This is a genomic window from Hymenobacter sediminicola (assembly GCF_014250515.1).
Lineage (GTDB): Bacteria > Bacteroidota > Bacteroidia > Cytophagales > Hymenobacteraceae > Hymenobacter > Hymenobacter sediminicola.
In genome coordinates, this window is record NZ_CP060202.1 from 3,671,684 (window position 1) to 3,688,057 (window position 16,374).

The following is a 16,374-nucleotide window of genomic DNA, read 5'->3' on the forward strand; positions in this document are numbered from 1 at the left end:
CAAAAAGCCACTCCTGCCAGCTGCCCTACGCGGCCTCTGACTGGCGGGATTTGTTAGCGGGCCGAACTGTTTCGCGGTGTAGCTGCTGCACGAGGGGCAACAAGTCGGAGAGCTTGCAGCAGCAGGCAATACGGGCCACTTTTATGGGCTGGGCAATTGTAGCGGTGGCGGCCGGCGCGTCGGCGGCGCGATGAGAAATAGTCATGGTTTGCTTTCGTTAGAAGTTTGTCGTTATGTCAGTCGTTTATGCGTGTACTATCTCCCCGAAAACCAACCACTTTGTTATTAAGATGCCTGCGCAAACAGGTCGAGTTGCTGCGTAACTAGAGCCGACCGGACGGAGCCCGCCCCGAATAGAATCTGGCGGCGAATGGTTTGCTCGTCGTAGTCGCGGGTGGAAAGAGCCTGGCCGCGGCAAGTCAGGAAGAATTTGGCCCGCTTAAGCACCACTCCAAACTTGTGCAGATGGTCGAGGGTGAGCGGCGAGAAGCGGCGCGCCGCTACAATGCGCTTCGCCGACCGTGCGCCCACACCAGGAATGCGCAGTATCATTTCGTAATCGGCCACGTTGATGTCCACCGGAAACACGTGGCGGTTGCGTAGCGCCCAAGCCAGCTTGGGGTCTACTTCCAAGTCGAGGAACGGATGTGCAGGATCCAGGATTTCGTCGGCCTGGAAGCCGTAGAAGCGCATGAGCCAGTCGGACTGATAGAGACGGTGCTCCCGGATGAGTGGCGGCTGCGTCACCTGGGGCAGGCGGGCATCGTCGGTGACGGGAATGTAGCCGGAGTAATACACGCGCTTCAGGCCGTAGCCTTTGTAGAGAGAGTCGGAGAGGTTGATGATTTGCAGGTCGTTTTCGGCGGAAGCGCCTACAATAAGCTGCGTGCTCTGGCCGGCCGTAGCAAACTGCGGTACTTTCTTGAAAAGCGCCTTTTCCTCTTTATTCTGCGTGATGCCGTCCCGGATTTGCGCCATCGGGGTCAGAATCTCGGCGTAGTTTTTCTCGGGCGCCAAGTTCTGCAACGCCATTTCCGAAGGCAGCTCAATGTTCACGCTCAGGCGGTCGGCGTACAAGCCAGCTTCCTGAATCAGTTCCTCGGAAGCGCCCGGAATGGCTTTCACGTGGATATAGCCGTTGAACTTGTGCTCGGTGCGCAGCTTTTTGATGATGCGCACAAGCCGCTCCATGGTGTAATCAGGCGACGAGAAGATGCCGCTGCTCAGGAACAGCCCTTCGATATAATTGCGGCGGTAGAAGTTCATGGTCAGGTCCACGACTTCATCCACGGTGAAGGCGGCACGCTTCACGTCGTTGGAGCGGCGCGATACGCAATACGCACAGTCGAAAATGCAGTGGTTGGTGAGCAGAATCTTGAGCAGACTCACGCAACGGCCATCCTCGGTGTAGCTGTGGCAGATGCCCATGCCCTCGGCGTTGCCCAGGCCCTTGTCCACGTTCTTGCGCTTGCCGCCGCTGCTGGAGCACGATACATCGTACTTCGCGGCATCTGCCAATATGCTTAGCTTTTCCTGGATGCGCTGTTCGTTCATTGGGCAGTTTCGAGGCTTAAAAATAGAATTTTGCGCGCACATACGCACTATTCAAAAGACTAAATTCATTAGAAATGTTCCGCAAGCGGCAACTATTTACTGCCTGCAAACACCCTCCCCTACTTCTCTCCCGATGCTCTGCGGCTTGCGAGCAGGCACCGTACTAACTCGCTTTGGAAAGCCAGCGCAACGGGACAGTATGCCGGTACAAGCCCGCTGCAACTGGCTGCGCTTTTCTACCGACCAGGCACAGGTTCCAGGCCTGAAATCCGCTTCGGGAATTTTATAGCGACGCCGTACCTTGCACAGAGGTGACGGCCGGGCCGCTGCCTCTCCTATCGATGAAGAACCGGGTGCGCTTTTTGGTGGTAATGTGGCTGGCTCTGGGTGGGCTGGTAGGCACTGCTATGGCCCAAAAAGCAGCCGTAGCTCCCATCGACACTACCCGTCGGCCTAATGGCACGCGCCCCGACTCACTGCGTCGGCGCTTCGACCAGGAACGACTGCTCAACGGCATAAAAGCCTACACAAAGCGCAAGACCATTGCGGGGAAGGCGGCCGCCGCGCTGTTCAACTTTACGGAGCGGCGCGAAGAGCAGGCCGGCCTTGATGCGGCCCTGCTCGACCGGCAATACGACCGGCACAGCTACAAAATCGTGCGGCGCATCAATATCCGGACACTCACGGCTTTCGGCTACAGCATCACGGACTCGGCGCGGGTGCCGCGCAATATTCTGGAAAAGAGCGGCAACCTGCTGCACGTGCGCACCTCCCGGGCGCGGGTGCGGCAGGTGCTGCTGTTTCGGGTGGGCGAGGAGCTGGAGCCGCAGGATCTGGCCGAATCGGAACGCCTGCTGCGCCAGACACCGGAGCTGCTGGATGCGCGCGTGTTCGTGAATGAGCGCACCAGCTCCACCGACAGCGTGGACGTGGAAATCGTGACGAAAGACGTGTTCAGCCTCAGCGGCTCGCTGGAAGTACGAGACGTGGGCGCGGGCATCATTGGGCTGCGCGACCAGAACTTCCTGGGCATGGGCCACCAGTTCCGCAACTCCTACGAATACGGCCGCAACTCGCCGCAGCCCTGGACCTACGAAGGCAGCTACCAGGTGCCGTTCCGCAACTTCATTTACGGCGAAGCGCGCTACTACAACGAGTACCAGAACAAACGGGGCGGCATCACGCTGGGGCGGGGCTTCTACTCCATCAATACCAAATACGCCGGCTCACTCACGCTCAACTTCTACGACCAGGGCGCCGTGCTGCCGCTGCCCGACGGCTCGCCGCAGGTGGTGCCCGACGGCGAGCAGCCCATCTATACGCCCCAGCGCTACAGCACCCAGGATGCCTGGTTTGGCCGCTCCCTGCCCATGCCATCCTACGACCTGGGCTACGAAAATCCGGCCCGCCTGATTGTGGCGGCCCGCGTGCTGCGCACCAGCTACACCCAGCGCCCGACGCCCGACTATTTCAACTCCGGCGCGGTGCTAGGCACGGTGGGCTACAGCGTGCGCCGCTACTACAAAGACAAGTACCTGTTCGGCTTCGGGCGCACCGAGGACATTCCGACCGGCACGCTGCTGAGTGCCACGCTGGGCTACGAGGTGAACGAGCGGCAGAACCGCCACTACTATGGCATGCGCGCCTCCACGGCCAGCTACAGTCCGCGCGGCGGCTACTTCTACGTGAGCGGCGAGTTTGGCTCGTATGTAACGCGGCCCAACAACGACTGGCAGCAGGGCCTTATCAGCACGGAGCTGCTGTATTTCACGCGGCTCTACCACGCCGGCAACTTCCAGTGGCGGCATTTTCTGTGGAGCCGCAACGCCATTGGCCTGCACCGCCGCCCCGGCGAGCAGCTGCTGGCCATTGAAGGCGACCGGGGCCTGCGCGGCTTCTCGCCGGCCACCAACCTGCGCGGCACCAGCCGTATCGTGCTCAACTATGAAACCACCGTGTTTACGCCCGTGTCGTTTCTGGGCTTCCGGCTGGCGGCGCTGGTGTTTGCCGATGCCGCCTGGCTGAACGTGAACACGCCCAACCGCACGCTGCCCATCCACGAGAAGCCCTACACTGGCTTCGGGGTGGGCCTGCGCTTCCGCAACGAGTACCTGCCGTTGCGCACCTTCCAGATTCTGCTCGGCTTCTATCCGCGCGGCCTCACCACGCCCAACGGCTTCAGCATCTACGAAAGCTCCCGCTCCTACTACGACTTCAGCGACTTCAGCTTCGGCCAGCCTGGCGCCGTGATTTACGAGTAGCCAGCCGAAAAGTCAGATGCTGCCGGGCCAACATCTGGCCTGACAGCCTGTCAAGCGGTACAACCGCCGCGCCGGAGGATATTTTTGAAGTCTGATTTGCTCACTTTATTCGTCAACGACCTGATGGCACGCGTATAAAATCTTCCTATCCTTACGCCACTACCCGCGCCCTATTCCTACTGCCGCCCGCACCTATCCACTACCGCGCCGGGCGGCGCTGCTGCTGCCTTCACACACCGTTTGCCCCTGCTTCCCGCGTTGCTGTTGCTGCCGTTTCGGTGGCCGGTGATGTTGTGTATCCGGGGCTTTTTCGGTGAACCTTTTTTTCCTGCTGCTGCTATGAAAACCTTCTCATTCCTCCTGCCGGCTTTGCTGCTGACGACCAGCGCCTGCAAGAAAGAACAAACCGAACTGGAAAAGCTGCCCGATGCCACCCAGACTGGCACGGGCAGCGCGGGCTTTCTGCTCGATGGCGTGGCGTGGCTGCCGGAAGCCAGCAACCTCAGTACCGGGTCACCCTCATCTGCTTCTTGGCAGCGCACTGTGGCTGGCCGATCATTGCGAGTTAGTTCCAGTCGATATATCGACCGAACTACATTACAGATCTTTCTACCTCACATCAAACAGGGTGGCGTATTTCAACTCAATCAATCTGCCAATCCGCCAAGCGGTTTCAGCAACCCTTCCTACAGCATGTTTATCATGTCTAAGAGCCTAACGGTGCCGCGCATCTTCCTTACCGGTCCCACGGCTACGGGTACGGTCACGGTCACCCGCTTCGACACGGTGGCGCGGGTCGTGTCGGGCACGTTCGAGCTGACGGTGCAGGAGGAAACCAGCCCCGAAACCCACCGCCTCACCGACGGTCGTTTTGATTTGACGTTCTAATCCGCTGCTGCCATAAAAGCCACTTTTCTCTTCCTCATCCTTGCTCTCTTGTTCCCGGCCTGCAAGAAGGAGGCTGTGGATGCGCTGCCCAAGGCCACGCAGAGCGGGGCCAACACGGCCGGCTGCCTGGTCAATGGCAACGCCTTTGTCGCCCAGAAGCTCGGCTCCGGCCCCGGCAGTGTGGAGGCCATTTCCGGCGGCTTTTCTTACGATAGTCTTTACTATATCCGTTTTGCGGGTAAACACGGCAGCCAAGAAGCGACAATACGTCTGTTCTTGCGAAGTGTACGTTAGCCCAAAATCTTTCTGTTGAATCAGACAACGACTTATATCCCGCAGGGCAGCTTTTTGAACTCGCTGGACCACGCTGCCTATACGTCCAACGATGACGGCAAAGTGTACGTGACGGACGCCCAGCACACAGGAGAGGTGAACCTAACCTACGTGAGCAAGGCCACGGGCCAGGCAGCCGGCACTTTCCACTTCACGGCCGTGAACCCGGCGGACCGCAGCCAGACCATTACCATCACCGATGGCCGCTTTGACCGCCAGCAGTAGCTACCTTACTTCTCCTCTGCCAACTGCCCCAGCCCTGCCGCCGGGGCTTTTTCGTGCCCGGCCTGCATTTCCGTAGCTTTGCAACCGCCGCTGGTCCGGCGCGTACCTGCTACTCCTCATCCTTTTCTCTGCCCATGCTTGCCCTCGGTGATTACAACAACCTGGAAGTAGCCCGCGCCGTCGATTTTGGCCTCTACCTCACATCCGACGACGGCGACCTGCTGATTCCGCGCAAGTATGTGCCCGAAGGCACCGAAATCGGGGACGTGCTGCGCGTGTTCGTGTACCGCGACTCCGAGGACCGGTTGATTGCCACCACCCTCGACCCGCTGGCCACTGTGGGCCAATTTGCGGCCCTCACCGTCCGCGACGTGACGCCGACGGGCGCGTTTCTGGACTGGGGCCTGGAAAAAGACCTGTTCCTGCCCTACAGCAACCAGCGCCACAACCTGCGCCCCGGCCAGCGCGAAACCGTGTTTGTGTACCTCGATGAGGCTTCCGACCGGATTGTGGCTTCGGCCAAGTGGGAGTGGTTTCTCAGCGACCAGCCCTACCCCGGCAAAGTCGGCGACGCGGCCGAGCTGTTCGTGGCCGCTGAAACCGACATGGGCTTCAAGGTAATCGTGGACGGCACCCACCAGGGCTTGCTCTACCACAACGAAGTATTCAAGCCGTTGCGCCTCGGCGACATCCATATCGGCTACGTGCGCGCCATCCGCCCCGATGGCAAGCTGGACCTGAGCCTGCAGCGCCTTGGCTACGATGAAGCGCTGGCCGCCGCCGACACGCTGCTGGAAGCCCTGCGCAAGGCGCCTGATAACACACTGCCCCTCGGCGACAAGAGTGAGCCCGACGACATCTACCGCCGCCTGGGCATGAGCAAGAAAGTATTCAAAAAAGCCCTCGGCACCCTCTACAAGCGCGGCCAGGTGCAGCTACAGCCCGAAAGTACGCAGTTGGTGAAAGAAGAGTAAGCAGTGGAAAACTGGCAGATTCATTCCTTGCCGGGAGCGTGCTCTACCACCTACAAGCTTCTATATTCCGAAGCCGACTTAGCCTTCGTGCTGATCTGTAGTGGCGTGGGCTTTGTGTGTGTCATGGCTTTGCTCTGGAGCGGCTGGCATGCCCATCCCCAAAAAACACTCTTCCTTTTCTTGGTATCCGCAGGCTTTTTCGGCGTCGTATTATACTTCGAGTGGCAAGAGTATCAGATGGATCAGGATATCCGTCAGCATATCGTCACAGCACCAGGAACAATCTTGAGCGTTGGCAGATCAGGCCGCAAGAACACTCTCTATGAGGGACATTATTGTTTCTGGTATGGCGGCTACCAATATTATGGTCTTGTACAACTACCAATACAGAATGCATCTTCTTATGAACAGTATTATACCAACAAACAATACACTATTATATTCTCGAAGCTCAATCGGAATAACTCGAAGTTAGACATATACTGTCCTGCTGGTTCTGCAGAATAGCTTTTGGAAGCCATACCAGACAACCCCTGGCGCTTGCAGCCCGTCTTAGTAGCTGCACGGCTCCGGCAGGATGTCGGCAGTTGTACTATTTCTTTTTCATCATGCAGAAAACCGCCCTCATTGCCGGGGCCAGCGGCCTGATTGGTAGCCATCTGCTGCCGCTGCTGCTGGCCTCGGGCCGCTACGAGAAAGTAATAGCCGTAGGGCGGCGGCCGGTACCGGTGGTGCACCCCAAACTGGAGCAGCGCATCCTCGATTTCGACCACCTCGAAGACCACCGCATGAGCCTCATTGCCGACGACGTGTACTGCTGCCTGGGCACCACGATGCGGCAGGCAGGCTCCAGAGAGGCATTCTACAAAGTCGATTACCTGTACGTAGTGAAGCTAGCGGCCCTCACGGCAGGTAATTTCGCGACACAGCTACTGCTGGTGTCGGCAATGGGAGCCGATGCCTCGGCACGGATATACTACAACCGCGTGAAGGGCGAAATGGAAGACGCGGTGCGGCAGACGCCTTTTCGGGCTATTCACCTGTTTCGGCCTTCGCTGCTGCTTGGCGAGCGGGAAACCCAGCGCCCCGGCGAACGGGTAGGCGCGGTGCTGCTGCGGCTGCTGAACCCATTGTTGCGGGGGCCGCTGCGGCGGTACCGGGCCGTGGCGGCCGGCACCGTGGCCCGCGCCATGCTGCGGGCCGCCGACGCCGAAACCAGCGGCGTGCAGGTGCACCCTTCCGACGAAATAGCCCGCACCGGTGCGCTGGGCCTCTGACCAGTTTTCTATCTGACTACGGGAATCATTTGGTACTTTTGCCGGAACATCACCTTTACCAACCTTTCCGTTTTCGTATGAAGCATTTGTTTTTTGGTCTGCTGGCCTTGTTGATTTCGGGCGTGCTCAGCCCTGCATCAGCCCAAAGTAAGAAAGGCAGCGGGGGCGGCAGCGGCTACACCAACGGACTCGGCCTGCGGGGCGGCGGCTACTCGTCAGGAGCCACGTTCAAGCACTTCATGAGCGGCAAGAACAACGTAGCCCTGGAAGCCCTCCTGACCACCGAATACAAGGCCCGCGGTGCGCGTCTCACGGTACTGCTCGAAAAGCACCACCAGGTTTCCGACATCAAAGGTCTGCAGTTTTACTATGGCGCCGGTGCCCACCTGGGTTCGTACAAAGGCCGCTACTACTACGTGGAGCGCCTCTACTACCACAACAAAAACAAGTACAAGGGCTACTACAACGTATACTACGACGATGACCGCAACTACGTCGTATTCGGTGCCGACCTGATTCTGGGCCTGGAATACAAGATGCAGGATCTGCCGTTCGTAGTTGGTGTCGATTACAAGCCTTATTTCGAGGTATTCGATGGCTATACCGGCTTCTACAACGACGCCGCCATCAGCCTGCGCTTCACGTTCTAGGCGTCGCGTAGCTATTGCCAAAAACCGGCTTCAGCACTGCTGAGGCCGGTTTTTTTTTGCGGGCTTGGGAGTTTGTCTCCCGAATGCTCTTCGCTTAGCAGCACCGTTCAACTTACTTTTGTTATATACAAAACACAATATTTTATAAAAGCCAACAAATTGAGTATACTTGCATCTGTATACAGTTGAGCTGTTCACTTAGAAACCAAGCACCACCTGTACGCCAAATCTTCACGCAACACTTTATTAGAGCACACCCGGCTTTTCCCAAAGCCTTTAATTCCGAACTTGTCTGCCCAGTAATTCACCCACAAAAAAGCCCGCCCAGTTGTCTTGGGCGGGCTTTTTGCGTTTCGAAGGCTAGAAGCGCCCTCCTCTGTACGGCACTGCGTGTGGATGATAGTAGCGTGGGCCCGGATGCACAATGACGGGGCGCGGCCGCACAATAACAGCCGGGCGCACTACCCGTGCCGGGCGGTAATACGAGCGGTAGTAGGGCCTATAGGCAGGGCCATAGTATGCATCGTAATATGGCCGGGGCGGGCCGGTAGTCACGACGGCTTGCGTTGAAGCTGCACAGCCAGTCAGCAGGCTACCTGCTACCAGCAGAACTAGGATAAGCGGAAGTTTCAGAAGCTTTTTCATATCTATCAGCGCCGTTCCTGAGTGAAATCGGCTACTGGTATAGACGAAGAAAAGAGCCTGAAGTTTAATCATGCGCGGCGAATCCTACCTCACACTCCTCTGAGAGCCAAGCTAAAACCCCGGACAGCACTGGGCCAGCCGGGGTTTTTACACATGTTGCGACTGGTGTATTCCTAGAGGGAAATCCGGTACACGGCGTCGGTCGTTCCCCCGAACAGACCATAGCCGGAGCGTACGTTGGAATGCAGTGGAGCCGGCTCAGCAAAGGGGTTGCCGTCGGTGTCGTAGTAGCGCAGCAGCGACTGGTAGAAACGGTACGTATCGGGCGTGATACCACTGACAATGACCTCCAGGAAAGCAGGTTCCGGAATAACCGGATTATATGGGTCGTAGGTGCCGCGGTATTGCAGCAGCACGTCGGAGCTGAAGCTCAGGCGCTGCCCGTTGCCGCCTACGTCGCTGAACGGATATTGCGAATAGAGCCCGTAGGCGGAGGAAAGCTGAAACCGCCCCAGGTTGATATCGGGGCCATCGGAGCCGGGGGCGTTGTAGTCGGGGTAGACTTCGCCCCAGTAGCGGCCGGTGCGGTCCAGCACGCGGGCGTAGGCCAGATAGTAATCAGCAGAAGCGGCCGCATCAGCCACCGACACGGTGAGGCGGCCACCATAGCCATAGGTGGGAGTACCAACCACGAATTCGGCCCGTTCGATAGTCGGCACGGCCGGTAAGGTCAGGGTGGCTTCCACCGGCTCGAGGCCAGAGGCAGAGGCGCGCAGTGTATACGTGCGGCCCGGCACGCCTACGAAGTTGCGGGTGGGCACGTAGTAGCCGTACAAACTATCCTGCCCATAATAGCCATAAGAGCCGGAGCGGGCTTTCGAGCGGAACTGCTCTACTACCTGCCCGCTCTCATCGAAGAGCTGTATGGTAGCATCCTGGCGGCCGGCCAGCTGCCGGGTTTCGAGCACGCCCTGGCTGCCACTCACAAACAGGTCGCGGACTTCAAAAAAGGCACGGTAATCGGGGGTAGCGGGTTGGTTGCTGAGCGTATAGCTCAGGGCCAAGCGCGGCGTGTGGGGCGGCGTATCTACGTCTACCACCGTTTCGCAGCCGCTCAGGGCCAGCAGCGCCACCGCAGAAATCGGAAAAAGCTTTTTCATCGGGTATATCGGGCTGCCGCTTAAAACTTGAATGCCTTGCTGAAGGAAGGAATGATAGGAAACAGCGAAATCTGCTTGTAGCTAGCCTTTTCCTCTTCCACGCCATTGTAGGAGTAGCCGCGCTGGAAGTAGAGGTAGTAGGGGTTGCGGCGGCTATACACGTTGTAGATGCTGAAGCTGTTCACCACTTCACCCCACTTCTTTTTCTTGGTTTTGCTCAGGTCCAGGTCGAAACGGTGGTAGGCGCGCATGCGGTAGGAATTCCGCTCCCCGTAGTCCTCAAACTCCTGGTAAGGCCCCAGCAGAAACCGCCCCTGCGACAACGTAGTAGCGTTGCCGGTGCCATATACCCACGTGCCGGAAAGCGTGAGCGTGGGGCTGAACTTGTGAATGGCCACCACCGAAATATCGTGGCGCCGGTCGTACTTATAAGGGTAGATACGGCCTTGATTGAGGTCAGGGAAGCGGCGCTTGCTCCAGGCCAAGGTGTAGCCGATCCAGCCGGTAGTGCGGCCGGTTTTCTTCTGTAGGAAAAATTCGCCGCCGTAGGCCCATCCCTTCCCGCTGGTCACTTTGTTTTCCCAGTCGCTGTCCACGGTGCCCAGGAAGCTGGCGCCCTCCCGGTACTCGATGAGGTTCTGCATGGGCTTGTAGTAGCTCTCGAAGCTCAACTCGTAGTCTTCGTCCTTGAACCGGACCGTGCGGGCCGCCCCTACGCTAAGCTGTTGCGCACGCTGCGGCTTGATGGTGGGCGTAGCGGGCACCCACAGGTCTGTCGGGAGGCCGATGCCGCTGTTGGTGAGTAAGTGAATGTACTGCGTAGTGCGGGCATAGGCAGCTTTCAGGGCCCAGTCTTCGGTCAGCAGGAAGCGGGCGGCCACGCGCGGCTCTACACTCGGATAGAGCGTGCCACGCACCAGAAAGGCATTCAGGCGCAGGCCGCCGTTCACTTTCAGCCGGTCCGTGAGCCGGTAGTCGTCCTCGGCGTAGAGCGAGGCTTCCGAGGCCATAGTGCGGGTGCCCAGGTTTATCTGGTTTTCCTCGTTCGTGAAATTGTCCTTCTGCTGCAGCGCGCCCGGCCGGAACGAATGCAGCGTGTACTGGCCCCCAAACCGGATGTAGTGGTCGGGCGAAGGCACGTAGTCGAAGTCGGTTTTGAGGCTGAAGTCGCGGATGTTGGAGAAGTAACGCAGCGAGTATTTGTCGGTGCGGTCCTGGCCGTTGTTGGTGTAGCGCTGCTCGTCTTCCTGCCCGATATTGAACTGGTATTTGCTGTAGGTAAAGTGCGTATTCATGAACAGCTGGTTGTTCACCACACGGTTCCAGCGCAGCGCCGAAGTCAGGTTGCCCCAGCCCAGATTTGCCTCACTGCGGCTGTAGTCGTTCCCCCGGCTGGCATTGTCGCGGATGCGGGCGTAGAACTTGTCGTAGCCGGTGTAGGCGCTCAGGTAAAGCCGGTCGCGGCTGCTCACTTTCCAGTTCAGCTTGGCGTTCAGGTCGTGGAAGAAGTAGCCGATGGAGCCATTACCGCCATCGGCGGCCAGTTGCGCCTTAATGAAAGGCTGGGCCAGAATATCGAGGTAGGTGCGGCGGGCCGAGACGATGAACGAGGCAGTATCTTTCTTAATGGGGCCTTCGAGCGTGATTTTGGAAGCCACAATGCCAATAGCACCTTCGCCATGGAACTCCTGCATGTTGCCTTCCTTCATCGAAATGTCCAGCACCGACGACAGGCGCCCACCATACCGCGCCGGAAAGCCACCCTTGATCAGCTCCACATTATTCAGCGCATCGGCATTGAAGACGGAAAAGAAGCCGAATAGGTGCGAGGCGTTGTACACTGGTGTGCCATCGAGCAGAATGAGGTTCTGGTCGGGGGAGCCGCCGCGCACGTAGAGGCCCGTCTGGCCTTCGCCGCCGCTCTGCACGCCGGGCAGTAGTTGCAGCACCTTCAGCACGTCGGTTTCGCCGAAAAGCTTGGGGAGGCTCTTGATTTGGGCAATGGGCACGTTGATGGTGCCCATGCGGGTGGTGCGCTCAATCCGCTCTTCGGTGGCCTGGCTCCCGATAACCTGTACTTCGCCCAACTCGCTGCTTACGGCGCGCAACCGGAAGTCGTGGGTGGCGCTGCGGGTGGCGGGTGTGGCCCAGCGGCTGCGCTCGTAGCCCAGGTAGCTCACCAGCAGCTGCACAGAGTCGGCGGCCGTAGCCTCAGGCAGCGTGAGCGAGTAGAAGCCGTAGGTGTTGGTAGCAGTACCCTGGCCCGTGGAGGGATTTACAACGGCTACGCCAATCAGGTTTTCGCCGGTGGCACCGTCGCGCACATAGCCGCTGATGGTGATTTTGCCGGTCTGCTGAGCATAGGCCGGGGCAGCGGCCAGCACAATTCCAGTAGCCAGAATTGTGCGAAGAAAGAAGTGCATAATGGTTTTTGAATAGCGTGTTATTGAAGGGTATAACCGTCAAAGGTAAGCGCCAAACGGCGGCTTTACGTCCTTGGTATGCGAATGATTCCGGCAGGCCGCAAAAGGTTGCCAGACCCGTTTTGGATAGCGAAACACTCTGGTAGTTAACCCACTACTTTCGCCACGGCCGGTGCTGGTCGTAGAGCAGAAACCCAGCCGTGAACAAGGCCTGGCCGGAACGCTGCCGGTAAGCGTAGGTTTGCCCTTGGTACCTGAACTCGCGTGAATAAGGCGTCAGGCTACGCTCGTAGCGGGCGTTCAGGTCGAAGCGGCCCAGCTGCCAGCCGATACCCAGCTGGCCCAGCACTTGGGTTGGCAGCTGGCTGCCATAAATACTGGCTTGAAGCGCCTCAATAGCCGTGGCGCCACCCTGCCTTTCTGCTGCTACATAGCGAGCCAGCACTGGCCCAGCCAGCAGGTAGGTTTTCTGGCGCCGTCCTACTCGTACACCGGCCAGGCCTGCCACCTCAACCCGCCGCAGGCGTGGATAGAGGTAGACGTTGTTGGGATAGGGCGAAAGTGGATTGTCGAAATACGTGATGCTCGACTGGTTGCCCAGCACCGACGTGTAGGCTACTTCCGGCTGCACAAACACCCGACCAGCACCCAGCTTCAGGCGGGCAAATACGCTGTAGCGGTTGCCGGTATCATCAAGGCGCGAGCCATCATCATCGGCTCGGAATAGATACTTATCGACTTGGATAGTGGATTCGCGGGCCCGGGTCTGGCTGATATTGAAGCTGGTCCCAACGCCAATAGCTTCGAGACGCTGCGCCCGAAGAGCAGCTGGCATAAGTGCCAGCACAGCCGCAAAAAGCAGGAAAACACGTTTCATAGAGTTCAGAGGAAGTGTGGACGGCTCACGCCACGCGGCTAGCGCCCCAGGGCCAGGCCGATGCGCAGTTTGGCAAAAATGTCAACGGCCAGCATACCCGCATCCTGGCGGCCCGGATTAGGCGTAAGGGCCACAGGAACGGCCAAACTAAAATCGACGAAGCCGTAGCGGCCCAGGCGGCGCTGCAGCCCGTACACGGCCGCCAGGCTTAGCCGCACAGCCTGCCCGTCGCGGGCGAAAGTGGTGTAGTGGGTTTCGCGGGAATGCCGGCCGAAGCCGCTGCTCAGGGCCAATGAGAGGTAATTGGCCGAGAAATTACTGGCGCTTTTGCCCTTCCGGATCCGCTTGTTTAGGTTGTAGTAGTAGCGGCCGGCCACTTGGGTACGAACGGCAAAGCCGTTGCGGAGCTGGCGCGTTTCGGGGCTGCGGTAGCGCAGAAAGTCCGGGCTCATCTCGCCCAGCACCGACCATACTGGCGTCAGCTTCCGCTCATAGGCTAAATGCACGCCCAGGCGGGAGCTCAGCAGCGAATCGGGCCCATTAGCAATGCCCTGGTAGACAGCGCCTATATTGTTCAGGCCCAGCTTCCAGAGTTGCGTTTCCTCTATCTGCAACCGCACCAGCTTGCTATACTGCTCGCCTAGCCGGCTGTTCGCAACGGGTTCGGGAGTTGGCAGAGGCGCCGGCAGCGTCTCCTCACCGTAGCTGATGCGCGACGAATCGGCGGGCGTTTGGGCCCGGGCCGGACCCGCTGCCACAACCAGCAGCACAGCCAGCGCCAAAGCATTGCGAAGGGTAGAAAAGATGTCCATGTGAGAGAATGAGGAGGGAATTAGCGCTTAATGAGTAAGGGCTGCGCCTGCAGCGTAATTGGAGCGTAGGAAGTCAGGACCCGGATAAGCGGCAGCCGCGCAGCCGTGCTGATGCGCAACGATTCCTGGCCGGTGGTTTTGCGCACGCCACCAGCGTAGCTGGCCGGCACCGTAAGCGTGCTGTGGGCAGTGCTCAGGTTGTATTGGTAAAGGCCCAGTTGCGGCACTCCAATCTTCACTTCCGTGCGCTGCGCATCAATGAACACGCTTTTCAGTTCGGCGGTAGGCTCCAGCAGCACACTGCCGTACCGGTTACGGATGCTGTAGCTGCCCCCCGCCCCCACCAGGCTCAGCGCCGACTTATCGGCCTCGCAGGTAAAGCTGAAGTTGGTGTTCGTGCTGTTGAGGTCGGCGTAGCGGATAAGAGCATTGAGGCTGCCGCCCATATCCTGCAGAACTATCTGCCCGAAATCCTGCTCCAGCTTCTGCTTGCCTGAAAGATTCGTCAGGTAGGTTTGGCCATAGGCATTGATGACCTGCAGCGGATTACCGGCCGGCATCTGCACGGTGTATTCGGCGCGTAGGTCGCTGCGTACCGCTGTTACACCAGGGGGCAGCGCAAAGTAGTTGACCAAGTCGATGACGCCACCACTTTTTTCTATCAGATGCCGCGCTACAGCTAGCTCTTTTTCAGCGACGGCGCGCTCTGGATGGCGCGCTATCAGGCGCAGCACCACGCGCATTGTAGGCTTGTCCCAACCCTGTATTCGCAGTGTAGCTTTTTCGGCGCGCACCCGCACCAGCACCCCGGCCGGGCAGGGCAGCGTTTGCTCAATGGTGCGCGTCACGACCTGTACTTTGGTTTGGGCCTGCGCTGCCGGCATGCTCGCCAGAAGCACAGCCAGACCACCGTACAGGCGCATCCGATGCAGCATCAACAGTATATTTTTCATGAGATAAGCAGTTGAATCAGCTCCCGCGTGACGGTAGCTTTCAGGGTAGTGATATGCACTTGGTGCTGCACCAGTTCCGGCGTGCTGCCAAACCGGCGCACATCCTGGCGCAGGCTCTGCTCTTCAGTTTCGAGCTCCGTGAGCTGGGTGCGCAACTGCTGAAACTCATCGGACTGGCACACAGTAGGCAGCGAGGTGCAATGCGCATCAATAAAAGCTACGCCCTGTTCGCCTAGGGGGTCGAAGGCCAGCGGTGCTGTAGGGCTACCAGCAGGGGCCGTTACCACTTCTTCGCTGTAAGCAATGGTTTCGCGCGGGGTGGTAGCAGCTTCGGTGGTAGCCACCGTGTCAGGCAGCCCCTTGGGAGCGTAGGCCGGGCGCAACAGCCATGCAGCCAGTAGCAGCAAAACCGCTGCTGCTACCCCGCTCACCCACCGCAGCGTGGCGGCCGGCCACAAGGGCTTTATCTGCGGCGAAGGGTCCGGGGTCCGGAATACTGGTATTTCTTCTGGCACATCCAAGCGAGCTGCTATGGCATTCCAAAGGGCATCGTCGGGCTCGTGGGTGGGCAGGTGCGGCAAGGTGCGGGCTACAGCTTCTTCGGCCGTAAGCTGCGCCAGAATCCGCGGCCAAGTAGCAGCTTCTGGTTCGTGGGTAGGCAGGTGATGCAGGGCCCGCCGCAGGTGCTCCCGCCCGGTTTCGGGTGTGTCAGGGGTCTGGCTCATGCGTGGTATAAATGATGCAGTTTCACTTGCAGCAGCTTTTTGGCGTGAAACAGCTGCGACTTGCTGGTGCCTTCCGTGATGTTCAGCAACTCGGCTACTTCGCGGTGCAAGTAGCCTTCCACTTCAATCAGGCAGAACACGGCCCGGTAACCAGCCGGCAGTTCACCAATGGCTTTTTCCAGGGCTTCGCCCGTCAGGCTGTCGTGCCAGGCGACGGTGGGCTCCGGGTGGCGGGCCTCGTTATAGATTTCCATGCGCTGCTCCTGGCGCAGCACCCGCAAAGCACGCCGCACCACAATGGCTTTAATCCAGGCGCCCAGGGTGGACTGTTGCCGAAAACCGCCCAGGTTGCGAAATACATCTACAAAGCCTTCCTGCAAGGCATCCTGCGCTAGGTCCCGGTCGTTGAGGATGCGAAGGGCACAGGAGAACATGGCGGCTTTATAGCGTTGGTAGAGTTGGTACTGCGCCGCCCGATCCTGCGCCAGGCAGCCAGCCAGCAATAGCTGTTCGTCGTCGGAAGGAGTAAAGGCAGGCAGCACGGTCACGGAAGAGGGAGTTGGCGGAAAGTGCCAGATGCGCCGGAAAAGGTTGGCCGGACGGAAAACTTTTTCCAA

Annotated in this window: 17 protein-coding genes; 7 read left to right on the forward strand and 10 right to left on the reverse strand. The window is 59.1% G+C overall.

Features of this window, described 5'->3' with window-relative positions:
- Positions 1-25: 25 nt before the first annotated feature.
- Both H4317_RS15720 and H4317_RS15725 read right to left on the reverse strand, forming a co-directional pair.
- The gene (locus H4317_RS15720; protein WP_185887518.1) at positions 26-205 is read right to left on the reverse strand and encodes a hypothetical protein; all 180 of its coding nucleotides are present in this window, start codon (positions 203-205) and stop codon (positions 26-28) included.
- Positions 206-285: 80 nt separating this feature from the next.
- A complete protein-coding gene (locus H4317_RS15725; protein WP_185887519.1) occupies positions 286-1,554 on the reverse strand; it encodes a putative DNA modification/repair radical SAM protein in 1,269 nt (422 codons plus the stop codon).
- A gap of 341 nt (positions 1,555-1,895) precedes the next feature.
- Between H4317_RS15725 and H4317_RS15730 the strand changes: the two genes are divergently transcribed.
- From H4317_RS15730 to H4317_RS15760, 7 genes are all read left to right on the forward strand, one after another.
- Positions 1,896-3,815: a BamA/TamA family outer membrane protein gene (locus H4317_RS15730; protein WP_185887520.1), complete on the forward strand. Its 1,920-nt coding sequence runs from the start codon at positions 1,896-1,898 to the stop codon at positions 3,813-3,815.
- Between the two features lie 339 nt (positions 3,816-4,154).
- Positions 4,155-4,703 carry a Riean_0653 family protein gene (locus H4317_RS15735; protein WP_185887521.1) on the forward strand — a complete coding sequence of 183 codons (549 nt, stop codon included), beginning with the start codon at positions 4,155-4,157 and terminating at the stop codon, positions 4,701-4,703.
- Between the two features lie 48 nt (positions 4,704-4,751).
- Positions 4,752-4,997 (forward strand): hypothetical protein, encoded by a 246-nt coding sequence (locus tag H4317_RS15740; RefSeq protein ID WP_185887522.1) that lies wholly within the window; start codon positions 4,752-4,754, stop codon positions 4,995-4,997.
- A 15-nt stretch (positions 4,998-5,012) separates the two neighbouring features.
- A complete protein-coding gene (locus H4317_RS15745) occupies positions 5,013-5,261 on the forward strand; it encodes a DUF6252 domain-containing protein (protein WP_185887523.1) in 249 nt (82 codons plus the stop codon).
- Between the two features lie 134 nt (positions 5,262-5,395).
- Positions 5,396-6,235, forward strand: coding sequence for a CvfB family protein (locus H4317_RS15750; protein WP_185887524.1), 840 nt, complete (start codon positions 5,396-5,398; stop codon positions 6,233-6,235).
- Positions 6,236-6,843: 608 nt separating this feature from the next.
- The gene (locus H4317_RS15755; RefSeq protein ID WP_185887525.1) at positions 6,844-7,512 is read left to right on the forward strand and encodes an NAD-dependent epimerase/dehydratase family protein; all 669 of its coding nucleotides are present in this window, start codon (positions 6,844-6,846) and stop codon (positions 7,510-7,512) included.
- Positions 7,513-7,589: 77 nt separating this feature from the next.
- Positions 7,590-8,162, forward strand: a complete 573-nt coding sequence (locus tag H4317_RS15760; protein WP_185887526.1) for a hypothetical protein — start codon at positions 7,590-7,592, stop codon at positions 8,160-8,162.
- 360 nt (positions 8,163-8,522) lie between these two features.
- On the opposite strand, the gene H4317_RS15765 is transcribed toward H4317_RS15760, so the two are convergent.
- The 8 genes from H4317_RS15765 to H4317_RS15800 all read right to left on the reverse strand — a co-directional run bounded on the left by H4317_RS15765 (position 8,523) and on the right by H4317_RS15800 (position 16,374).
- Positions 8,523-8,807 (reverse strand): hypothetical protein, encoded by a 285-nt coding sequence (locus tag H4317_RS15765; RefSeq protein WP_185887527.1) that lies wholly within the window; start codon positions 8,805-8,807, stop codon positions 8,523-8,525.
- 173 nt (positions 8,808-8,980) lie between these two features.
- Positions 8,981-9,967, reverse strand: coding sequence for a DUF4249 family protein (locus tag H4317_RS15770; RefSeq protein WP_185887528.1), 987 nt, complete (start codon positions 9,965-9,967; stop codon positions 8,981-8,983).
- Between the two features lie 20 nt (positions 9,968-9,987).
- Positions 9,988-12,390, reverse strand: a complete 2,403-nt coding sequence (locus tag H4317_RS15775) for a TonB-dependent receptor (RefSeq protein ID WP_185887529.1) — start codon at positions 12,388-12,390, stop codon at positions 9,988-9,990.
- A gap of 154 nt (positions 12,391-12,544) precedes the next feature.
- Positions 12,545-13,267, reverse strand: coding sequence for a hypothetical protein (locus H4317_RS15780; RefSeq protein WP_185887530.1), 723 nt, complete (start codon positions 13,265-13,267; stop codon positions 12,545-12,547).
- A gap of 38 nt (positions 13,268-13,305) precedes the next feature.
- On the reverse strand, positions 13,306-14,079 hold the full coding sequence (locus H4317_RS15785; protein WP_185887531.1) for a hypothetical protein: 774 nt from the start codon (positions 14,077-14,079) through the stop codon (positions 13,306-13,308).
- Positions 14,080-14,099: 20 nt separating this feature from the next.
- On the reverse strand, positions 14,100-15,032 hold the full coding sequence (locus H4317_RS15790) for a hypothetical protein (protein WP_185887532.1): 933 nt from the start codon (positions 15,030-15,032) through the stop codon (positions 14,100-14,102).
- The gene (locus tag H4317_RS15795; protein WP_185887533.1) at positions 15,029-15,757 is read right to left on the reverse strand and encodes a hypothetical protein; all 729 of its coding nucleotides are present in this window, start codon (positions 15,755-15,757) and stop codon (positions 15,029-15,031) included. The genes H4317_RS15790 and H4317_RS15795 overlap by 4 nt, the downstream gene beginning before the upstream one ends.
- On the reverse strand, positions 15,754-16,374 hold the full coding sequence (locus H4317_RS15800; protein WP_260625702.1) for an RNA polymerase sigma factor: 621 nt from the start codon (positions 16,372-16,374) through the stop codon (positions 15,754-15,756). The genes H4317_RS15795 and H4317_RS15800 overlap by 4 nt, the downstream gene beginning before the upstream one ends.

What these genes read in the sequence shown, in the direction of transcription:
- H4317_RS15725 (WP_185887519.1), bottom strand. Translation starts at nt 1,554, where the DNA reads ATGAACGAACAGCGCATCCAGGAAAAGCTAAGCATATTGGCAGATGCC.
- H4317_RS15765 (WP_185887527.1), bottom strand. Translation starts at nt 8,807, where the DNA reads ATGAAAAAGCTTCTGAAACTTCCGCTTATCCTAGTTCTGCTGGTAGCA.
- H4317_RS15790 (WP_185887532.1), bottom strand. Translation starts at nt 15,032, where the DNA reads ATGAAAAATATACTGTTGATGCTGCATCGGATGCGCCTGTACGGTGGT.
- H4317_RS15795 (WP_185887533.1), bottom strand. Translation starts at nt 15,757, where the DNA reads ATGAGCCAGACCCCTGACACACCCGAAACCGGGCGGGAGCACCTGCGG.
- H4317_RS15720 (WP_185887518.1), bottom strand. Translation starts at nt 205, where the DNA reads ATGACTATTTCTCATCGCGCCGCCGACGCGCCGGCCGCCACCGCTACA.
- H4317_RS15750 (WP_185887524.1), top strand. Translation starts at nt 5,396, where the DNA reads ATGCTTGCCCTCGGTGATTACAACAACCTGGAAGTAGCCCGCGCCGTC.
- H4317_RS15770 (WP_185887528.1), bottom strand. Translation starts at nt 9,967, where the DNA reads ATGAAAAAGCTTTTTCCGATTTCTGCGGTGGCGCTGCTGGCCCTGAGC.
- H4317_RS15775 (WP_185887529.1), bottom strand. Translation starts at nt 12,390, where the DNA reads ATGCACTTCTTTCTTCGCACAATTCTGGCTACTGGAATTGTGCTGGCC.
- H4317_RS15785 (WP_185887531.1), bottom strand. Translation starts at nt 14,079, where the DNA reads ATGGACATCTTTTCTACCCTTCGCAATGCTTTGGCGCTGGCTGTGCTG.
- H4317_RS15760 (WP_185887526.1), top strand. Translation starts at nt 7,590, where the DNA reads ATGAAGCATTTGTTTTTTGGTCTGCTGGCCTTGTTGATTTCGGGCGTG.
- H4317_RS15780 (WP_185887530.1), bottom strand. Translation starts at nt 13,267, where the DNA reads ATGAAACGTGTTTTCCTGCTTTTTGCGGCTGTGCTGGCACTTATGCCA.
- H4317_RS15730 (WP_185887520.1), top strand. Translation starts at nt 1,896, where the DNA reads ATGAAGAACCGGGTGCGCTTTTTGGTGGTAATGTGGCTGGCTCTGGGT.
- H4317_RS15735 (WP_185887521.1), top strand. Translation starts at nt 4,155, where the DNA reads ATGAAAACCTTCTCATTCCTCCTGCCGGCTTTGCTGCTGACGACCAGC.
- H4317_RS15755 (WP_185887525.1), top strand. Translation starts at nt 6,844, where the DNA reads ATGCAGAAAACCGCCCTCATTGCCGGGGCCAGCGGCCTGATTGGTAGC.